The organism is Ferruginibacter sp. (genome assembly GCF_028288465.1).
Classification (GTDB): Bacteria; Bacteroidota; Bacteroidia; order Chitinophagales; family Chitinophagaceae; genus Ferruginibacter.
This window is the reverse complement of the sequence record NZ_JAQBNR010000064.1, coordinates 95,118-103,033: the sequence shown is the minus strand read 5'-3', so window position 1 is coordinate 103,033 and position 7,916 is coordinate 95,118. Positions and strand designations below refer to the sequence as shown.

General features: G+C 40.0%; 8 protein-coding genes. 5 read left to right on the top strand and 3 right to left on the bottom strand.

From position 1 onward, the window contains the following. On the top strand, positions 1-458 hold a 458-nt coding region (locus tag JWR61_RS24700; protein ID WP_301930339.1), incomplete at its 5' end, for an outer membrane lipoprotein carrier protein LolA. A 69-nt stretch (positions 459-527) separates the two neighbouring features. Here the strand turns inward: JWR61_RS24700 and JWR61_RS24695 are convergent. Continuing rightward, the gene (locus tag JWR61_RS24695; protein ID WP_301930338.1) at positions 528-1,100 is read right to left on the bottom strand and encodes a UbiX family flavin prenyltransferase; all 573 of its coding nucleotides are present in this window, start codon (positions 1,098-1,100) and stop codon (positions 528-530) included. Between the two features lie 44 nt (positions 1,101-1,144). Between JWR61_RS24695 and JWR61_RS24690 the strand changes: the two genes are divergently transcribed. Together JWR61_RS24690 and JWR61_RS24685 are read left to right on the top strand one after the other, a co-directional pair. Then, a complete protein-coding gene (locus JWR61_RS24690) occupies positions 1,145-1,672 on the top strand; it encodes a DUF255 domain-containing protein (protein ID WP_290335822.1) in 528 nt (175 codons plus the stop codon). A 203-nt stretch (positions 1,673-1,875) separates the two neighbouring features. Beyond that, positions 1,876-3,231 carry an APC family permease gene (locus JWR61_RS24685; protein ID WP_301930337.1) on the top strand — a complete coding sequence of 452 codons (1,356 nt, stop codon included), beginning with the start codon at positions 1,876-1,878 and terminating at the stop codon, positions 3,229-3,231. 176 nt (positions 3,232-3,407) lie between these two features. On the opposite strand, the gene JWR61_RS24680 is transcribed toward JWR61_RS24685, so the two are convergent. After that, a complete protein-coding gene (locus tag JWR61_RS24680) occupies positions 3,408-3,605 on the bottom strand; it encodes a cold-shock protein (protein WP_290335824.1) in 198 nt (65 codons plus the stop codon). 300 nt (positions 3,606-3,905) lie between these two features. On the opposite strand from JWR61_RS24680, the gene JWR61_RS24675 reads away from it, so the two are divergent. Continuing rightward, positions 3,906-4,466, top strand: a complete 561-nt coding sequence (locus tag JWR61_RS24675) for a 1-acyl-sn-glycerol-3-phosphate acyltransferase (protein ID WP_301930336.1) — start codon at positions 3,906-3,908, stop codon at positions 4,464-4,466. A 110-nt stretch (positions 4,467-4,576) separates the two neighbouring features. Beyond that, on the top strand, positions 4,577-4,846 hold the full coding sequence (locus tag JWR61_RS24670; protein WP_290335826.1) for a short-chain dehydrogenase: 270 nt from the start codon (positions 4,577-4,579) through the stop codon (positions 4,844-4,846). A gap of 128 nt (positions 4,847-4,974) precedes the next feature. On the opposite strand, the gene gcvP is transcribed toward JWR61_RS24670, so the two are convergent. Beyond that, positions 4,975-7,851 carry an aminomethyl-transferring glycine dehydrogenase gene (gene gcvP, locus JWR61_RS24665; RefSeq protein WP_301930335.1) on the bottom strand — a complete coding sequence of 959 codons (2,877 nt, stop codon included), beginning with the start codon at positions 7,849-7,851 and terminating at the stop codon, positions 4,975-4,977. Between the last annotated feature and the right edge of the window lie 65 nt (positions 7,852-7,916).

Here is a 7,916-nt window from a genome sequence, read left to right as displayed (position 1 = left end):
GTATTGTGTATATGAAAGGCAATAAATACCGGGTAAGTATTACAGGCCAGGAAATTTTTTGCGATGGCAGCAACATATCTACTTATGATAGAAGTGCCAACGAAGTGACTATTACAAAAGTTGATCCTTCGGCTAACAGCCTTACTCCGCAAAAGATATTTACCAATTTTTACGACAAAGATTTTTTGTATAAACTGAACCAGGAGAAGACAGTAGGGGGCAAAAAAGTACAGGAAATTGAATTAACACCCATTGATAAAAGCAAGCCATTTTTTAAGGTACTGGTGTATGTAGATAAGGCAAGTCAAATTATCAGCAGCACCAAGGTGTTTGAAAAAACAGGCAATAAATTTACCTATTCCGTTACAGGTATGAACACCACTGCCCCAGTGAATGACACTCAATTTGTATTTGATGCCAAGAAATATCCGGGCGCTGAAGTGGTAGACCTGAGATAATTATGTTACTGGAGTTTTTCAAAGAGCCGCATGTGAGTGCTGCTCTTTTTTGTATGCTTTCCGTATTGTTTATTCCGCGCTTTCATATTCTCCCCAGCGATAGGTGTTTATTGTAAGACCGGCTATATCAAGCACCCGGTCAACAACCGTTGCGGCTACTTCTTCAATTGTAGTCGGTTTGCTGTAAAACGATGGCGTAGCAGGGCAGATAATACCTCCTGCCAGGGTAAGGGTTTCCATATTGCGGATATGAACCAGGTTGTAGGGTGTATCCCTTACAACACAAATCAATTTTCTTCTTTCCTTTAAAATAACATCTGCCGCCCGGGAAATAAGGTCATTGCTGATCCCGCCGGCAATTCTTCCGAGCGTGCCCATACTGCAGGGAATAATAATCATAATATCATACTGACCGGAACCGGAAGCGAATGGCGCCATGAAATCCATCGACGTATGCATTTTTACCGGGTAATTGTTATACCCTTCATTGTCCATTTCAGTCTTCCAAACAGCTTTGGCATTTTCTGTTAAAATTACTGAGAGATCGCTCCACTGATCTTTTATGGTTAGTAATTTGTCTAATAAAACCTTCGAATAAACTGATCCGCTCGCCCCTGTAATGGCTACAACAATTTTATGCATTTTTCGTCGTTATGTGATGGTGTAAGCTACTAAACAATTATTGTATGCAAAAGGTTACCGGTTTTATAATTATCGTTGTTTTGTTTTTTATAAGTGTTTCTTTTATTCCTAAAAACAAAGAAAAAGTGCAGTGGCTTACCGTAGCCCAGCTACAGGAAGCATACAGCAAAAATCCCAAACCAATATTGGTTGATGTGTATACCAACTGGTGTGGCTGGTGTAAAGTAATGGACAGGCAAACCTACAGTAATGAAAAAGTAGTTTCTTATATTAATGAACATTATTATGCCGTGAAACTGGATGCAGAACAAAAAGACTCACTGGAATGGAATGGTAAAAAATATGGATACAGCAAGCTAAATAAAGTAAATGAGTTGGCCGTTTATTTATGTTACGGACAATTAAGTTTTCCTACAACAGTATTTGTTGCTGATATGAAGGCTCAGCCAGCGCCACTTGCGGGATATTTAAAAGCAAGCGAAATAGAAACACCGCTTAAATTTTTTGGTGAAAACGCTTACAAAACACAAAACTTTCAAGACTTCAACAAAGCATTCAGCAATAGCTGGTAAATGTTGCATAATATATTTAATATTTGTTTTCGATTATTAATGATTCCGTAAACAAGCAGGCTTCCAGAGGGGAGCTGTTTGTTTTTATAGCCTTACCGTTCGTTGTATTTTCCATTATCTGCTTTTATGTTTACCTGATTTACACAATACACGCAAATTATTTTGTCGCTGCTAAATTGTAATTTCCGTTCTTAATTATTTTAATGGCAGCAACTTCTTCACTACAGCGCCGGCTGAGGCTTTTTCATTCTACAGTTTTGAATATGATCGATATGGTGGGTATCGGCCCCTTTGTAACCTTACCGATTGTAATGGGATTAATGGGCGGCATGTTTTTATATGCCTGGATTGCCGGCGCTTTGCTTTCGCTGGTAGATGCTATGATATGGAGTGAGCTTGGTGCAGCCTATCCTTTAGCGGGCGGCAGTTATAATTTTTTGAAAGAAGCCTATGGAAAGAATGGAATGGGGAAACTAATGAGTTTTTTATACGTATGGCAGACTGTTATACAAGCGCCACTGGTAGCAGCCTCTGCGGCTATTGGATTTTCCCAGTACCTTGGATACCTGGTACATTTGGAAGACTGGAAGGCAAAAGCGGTATCAGGTGCGGTAATTGTTTTAATCACCTTTTTGTTATACCGTAAAATTGATAGTATTGGCAAAATTGGTGTGCTGCTGTGGACAGGTGTGTTACTGACTTTGGGTTGGATCATTATTGGTGGCATTGTGCATGGAAATATATTGCAACCGCTACAGCATATCAACAGTGATTTTAGCTGGGGGCAACTATTATCTTTTGGATTCGGCCAGGCTTGTGTTAAAACCATTTACAGTTACCTTGGTTATTACAACGTTTGCCATTTAGGTGGGGAGATAAAAAATCCCGGAAAGAATATTCCCCGCAGCATGTTTATTTCGGTGATTGGAATAGCAGTATTGTACCTGGCAATGAATATGAGTGTAAGCAGTGTAATATCCTGGCAGGAAATAAAAGCATGGCAGGACACAGGGCAAAACAATTTTGTAGTAAGTACATTTTTGGAAAGATTGTACGGGGCAACAGCGGCGAAGGCAGGTACAGTAATGATTTTATGGGTGGCACTCTCTTCACTTTTCGCAGTAATGCTGGGGTATTCCCGTGTGCCTTATGCGGCAGCTATTGACGGCGCTTTTTTTAAAGTTTTTGGTAGACTGCATCCAACAAAAAATTTCCCCTACATCTCATTGTTGGTGTTGGCTGGTTTAGCCTTTATATTCAGCTTGTCTTTTAAAATGAAACACATCATTGATGGAATATTGGCCATGCGGATCATGGTGCAGTTTATTGGCCAGGCTGCGGGTGTGGTGTTGTTAAGAAAAAGAAATGGAACAGCTAACCTGCCGTATAAAATGCCGCTCTATCCGCTGCCGGTTGTACTGGCGATTGCGATGTGGTTATTTATCTTTTATGCTACTGGCTTTACTATTATGTTTTCTTTTTTGCTGGTATTTGGCAGCGGGCTCACTGTATATCTTATAATGGCAAAATTGAAATCGCAATGGCCTTTTAATATGTAATTATGATAGCTGGTGTTTTCGTGTAAGCCTAATTTGCCAGATTACCTTAATTCTACTTCATAATTTTTAAGCATGGACAAGATTAATATGCAACCATTCTTTAAAACAACTCATAAAAAAAGGGCTGCTAAAATTAGCAGCCCGATACCTTTATTAACAAAGATCAATATGTTCTATTAGATCAATTTAACGTTAACGGCATTTAAACCTTTTTTACCTTCCTGCAGGTCGAATTCTACATGGTCTCCTTCTTTGATGTCATTGATTAATCCGCTAACATGTACGAAAGTTTCTTTGTTAGAATCATCATGCTTGATAAAACCGAATCCTTTTTCAGAATTGAAAAACTTAACGGTGCCTAGTGTTTTGTCCATTTTTTAAAAATTGTATTGTATTAAATTAGGATGCAAATATAACTTTTTATTTTAAATAATACAGAAATACTACAGATAGTATGTTGAACGCTGAAAACCAAGTCATTTCCTGTTGGAATAACTTGCCATTTTAAGATAATCGCCTGGCCCTGGCCCCGTTTAGAACAATTTTACGCTATTTAATCAGTAAAATGCGGCCAATAGCTTTAGAAACATGGTTGATATTATACCCGCTGGTTAATAACATCCATTTGCAACTAATAAATGAGCTTATCTTGCAGCAGTCCAATAAAAAAATAGATGCTGCATTATTTCTTTAAAATTTATCTCAAATTAACCGGGTGGAAAGCTACAGGACCGGTGCCGAAGGATTTAAAAAAGTTTATCATGGTTGTTGGGCCGCATACCAGCAGTTCGGATGTTTTTATGGGTTTTGCTTTTAGAAGCGTTTTAAAACTGAAGCATATTAAGTTTATAGCCAAACAGGAATTGTTTAAACCTCCATTTGGTTTTTTATTTCGCCAAGCCGGGGGCGTGCCCGTTGACCGCTTTAATAAAAATAATTTTGTAGACCAGGTGGCGGAAATGTTTATTCAAAATGAATCCTTTGCTATAGCATTGTCACCTGAGGGGACACGAAAAAAAGTTGACAGGCTGAGAACCGGGTTTTATCACATTGCCAAAAAAGCCAACGTGCCCATAGTAATGCTTGCGTTTGATTTTGAACATAAAGAATTTCGATTTGCTCCTCTCTTTTTTACAACGGATGATGAAGCGGCAGATTACAACAAAATACTTACTTTCTTTACAAGTGTAAAAGGGAAAAATCCTGAATTGGGTTTGGAACATCTTTTAAATTAACACTAACATAAATGCGACCTAGCTTGCTTATTGGCAGGCATGTTACATATTACATTTTAATACTTCACCAGGTCCGCCTGAAAAAGCCTACATTTGCAAAAATTTTAATTATGATAAACGATGTAATTGCAAAATTTATTGAAGGTGGCCACCTGGCTAAAAACCCGGTAAAAATTGAATTTAAGAAAAGAAATACTATCCTTGGTATTTTTGTTCAGTCGGCGGATTATGAAGATTTGAAATCTAAAAACTTTTGGCGCATTGTTTCTGAAACCAACATTAAGGAATGGAAAGAATCGCATGATAACAAACTGGCTAAGATATTCAGCGGTGCAGAATTTAACCGCATCACATTGCCAAAACAAGCTGTGGCTGTATAGTTTTTAAAAGCTTACTACTGGTTTTAAATTTATTAAGGGCATTTTTATTCAATACAATCTGACCTCAACTATATTTATAAAAAAAGTGCAACATTCAATGTTGCACTTTTTTTATGTCTGAAGTTTTTTTAGGCATATGCTTCAACCGGCTCACAGGTGCAAACCAAATTTCTGTCGCCATAAGTATTGTTCACCCTGGCGATTGATGGCCAGAATTTATTTTGCTTTACATAAGGCAACGGGAACGCTGCCGTAGTTCTTGAATAAGTTTTAGTCCATTCATCTGCACATATTACAAGCTGGGTATGGGGTGCATTCTTTAATACATTGTCTTTTTTATCAGCCTCGCCATTTTCTATTGCTTTTATTTCATGATAAATGCCAATCAGCGCATCGCAAAAACGATCGAGCTCACTTTTGTCTTCGCTTTCTGTCGGTTCAATCATAAGCGTGCCAGCAACCGGAAAAGAAAGGGTAGGAGCATGAAAACCATAATCCATTAGTCTTTTAGCTACGTCTTCAGCTTCAATGCCGGCGCTGGTTTTAAAGGGCCGCAGGTCTACAATAAATTCATGCGCCGCAGTTCCATTTTTTCCTGAGTATAAAATCTTGTAGTATTTTTCCAGTCTTGCTTTCATGTAATTGGCATTCAGTATGGCGTACTCAGTAGCACTGCGCAAACCTTTTGCACCCAGCATTTTTATGTATGCATAGCTGATCAATAAAATGCTTGCACTACCATAAGGAGCTGCACTAACAGCATGCGTATTGGAAGTTTCATTATCAAGGTTAACGTGGCCTGGCAAAAAAGGAACTAACTGTGGTGCTACACAAATTGGTCCAACACCGGGGCCTCCGCCACCATGTGGTATCGCAAACGTTTTATGCAGGTTTAAATGACAAACATCAGCGCCAATCATTCCCGGGCTTGTTAAACCCACTTGTGCATTCATGTTGGCTCCATCCATGTACACCTGTCCGCCATGTTCATGTATGGTGTTACAAATTTCAATGATGCTTTCTTCAAACACACCATGGGTAGAAGGATACGTTACCATCAATGCAGCCAGGTCATTTTTATGTTCTTCTGCTTTTGCTTTTAAATCTGTTACATCAATATTACCTGCTTCGTCGCATTTGGTAACAACTACCTTCATGCCCGCCATTACTGCACTGGCAGGATTGGTGCCATGTGCCGAAATAGGTATCAGAACAACATTGCGGTGACTTTCACCTCTTGACTCATGATAAGCACGTATGGTTAGCAGGCCAGCATATTCGCCCTGTGCACCACTGTTGGGTTGTAACGAAGTCGCAGCAAAGCCGGTAATCTTGCTTAAATAATTTTCCAGTTCAGTAATAATCTGCTGATACCCAAGTGTTTGATCGGCAGGAGCAAAAGGATGCAGCCTGCTGAAGGAAGGCCAGCTTACAGGAATCAACTCTGTAGCGGCATTCAGCTTCATGGTGCAACTGCCCAGGCTGATCATGGAAGTATTTAAACTAAGATCTTTGTTCTCTAAAAATTTAAGGTACCGCATCATTTCGCTTTCGCTGCGGTGAGTGTTGAATACCGGGTGTGTTAAAAAGTCAGAGTTTCTTGTAAGTGCAAAAGGAATATTTGAAAGGTAGGCATCTGCATCAAAACCAGCTACCGCCGTATCGATGTTAATGGATGCTGCCAGTATGTGCAATATGTCTACCACATCACTTTGTGAAGTGGTCTCATCTAATGAAATGCCGATGTGTTTATTATCAATCAGCCGGAAATTCATTTCCTGCGCCGCAGCAGATTTTATTACCGCCGTTGCATCTGCTACCGTTACTTTCAGCGTATCAAAATAATATTCGTTTTCATTGTCAAAGCCAAGTTCATTCAGTTCGTCGCTCAGTGTTTGCGCCAATATGCTGATGCGTTTTGCAATATTGGTTAACCCATCCGGACCATGATAAATAGCGTACATAGCGGCCATATTACTTAGCAGGGCTTGTGCCGTACAAATATTACTGGTAGCCTTTTCCCGGCGAATGTGCTGCTCTCTTGTTTGTAGTGCCATGCGCAGGCAACGGTTACCAAGTGCATCAACGCTAACGCCTATTATTCTTCCGGGGATGGTTCTTTTAAATTCATCTTTAGTTGCAAAAAAAGCGGCATGTGGTCCGCCAAATCCCATCGGCACACCGAAACGTTGTGAAGAACCGATGGCCACATCAGCGCCTAATTCACCCGGAGGTGTTAGTAATGTAAGTGCCAGTAAATCGGTGGCCATAACTACCTGCGCATTTACAGCATGGGCCGCAGTTATAAAGTTGCGGTAGTCTCTTACGGCTCCATCGCTGTCAGGGTATTGAACAATCGCTCCAAAATAATTTTCATCCAGCACCGCATGGTCAAAATTGCCAAATACCAGCTCAATGCCAATAGGCGCAGCTCTTGTTACCAGCACATCTTTTGTTTGAGCAAATATCTTGTCATCAACAAAAAATTGGGGTGCGGTAATATGGTCGTGGTCTTTGTTTTTATGATTGAACAGCATAGCCATCGCTTCAGCAGCTGCAGTACCTTCGTCCAGCAAACTTGCATTGGCAATTGGTAAAGCGGTCAGGTCGGCTACCATGGTTTGGTAGTTTAACAAACTTTCCAAACGCCCCTGCGAAATCTCTGCCTGGTAAGGCGTGTATTGTGTATACCAGCCCGGGTTTTCAAAAACATTCCTGAGTATAACCGACGGGGTGATGGTATCGTAATATCCCTGGCCGATGTAAGTTTTAAAGACTTTATTTTTTTCGGCTGTTTTTTTCAGTTCGTTTAAATAATCAAACTCGCTGATAGCAGCAGGTATGTCGAGATCTCCCTTGATCCGGATGCCGTCCGGGATGGTTTTGCTAATCAGTTCATCGATAGAACTTACGCCAATGGCGGATAACATCGCATCTTTTTCGGTTTCGTTTGGTCCTATATGCCTGCCTTGAAATTCACATTGTTGTTGCTCAAAAATATTCATATTGCTGTTTGAAGGTTGAAATTCTCTTTTTTTTGTCCGGGCATAGTACTGAAAGGATCATTGTT

What these genes read in the sequence shown, in the direction of transcription:
- JWR61_RS24695 (WP_301930338.1), bottom strand. Translation starts at nt 1,100, where the DNA reads ATGCATAAAATTGTTGTAGCCATTACAGGGGCGAGCGGATCAGTTTAT.
- JWR61_RS24690 (WP_290335822.1), top strand. Translation starts at nt 1,145, where the DNA reads ATGCAAAAGGTTACCGGTTTTATAATTATCGTTGTTTTGTTTTTTATA.
- JWR61_RS24685 (WP_301930337.1), top strand. Translation starts at nt 1,876, where the DNA reads ATGGCAGCAACTTCTTCACTACAGCGCCGGCTGAGGCTTTTTCATTCT.
- JWR61_RS24680 (WP_290335824.1), bottom strand. Translation starts at nt 3,605, where the DNA reads ATGGACAAAACACTAGGCACCGTTAAGTTTTTCAATTCTGAAAAAGGA.
- JWR61_RS24675 (WP_301930336.1), top strand. Translation starts at nt 3,906, where the DNA reads ATGCTGCATTATTTCTTTAAAATTTATCTCAAATTAACCGGGTGGAAA.
- JWR61_RS24670 (WP_290335826.1), top strand. Translation starts at nt 4,577, where the DNA reads ATGATAAACGATGTAATTGCAAAATTTATTGAAGGTGGCCACCTGGCT.
- gcvP (WP_301930335.1), bottom strand. Translation starts at nt 7,851, where the DNA reads ATGAATATTTTTGAGCAACAACAATGTGAATTTCAAGGCAGGCATATA.